This is a genomic window from Psychromonas aquatilis (genome assembly GCF_038155185.1).
Classification (GTDB): Bacteria; Pseudomonadota; Gammaproteobacteria; order Enterobacterales; family Psychromonadaceae; genus Psychromonas; species Psychromonas aquatilis.
Window position 1 is genome coordinate 1 of sequence record NZ_JBAKAZ010000462.1, and the last position, 209, is coordinate 209.

A 209-nucleotide genomic window follows, 5' to 3' on the forward strand; every position below is an offset into this window, starting at 1 on the left:
GCTTGCGACAGACCAAAACGAACTATTTAGTAAAGTTTATCATGGTAAAGATGCAGCTATTTGTTTTAAATCACCAATCAAAACAATTTCAGCAAACAGCACTGAAGAGTATCGAATCAACCTTTGGATTGGTCCTAAACTACAAGATGAAATGTCACAAGTTGCTGAAAACCTAGACTTAACCGTTGATTACGGCTGGTTATGGTGGC

Annotated in this window: 1 protein-coding gene; it reads left to right on the plus strand. The window is 37.8% G+C overall.

The features are described from left to right. On the plus strand, window positions 1-209 hold a 209-nt coding region (yidC, locus tag V6256_RS16170; protein WP_341599205.1), incomplete at both ends, for a membrane protein insertase YidC.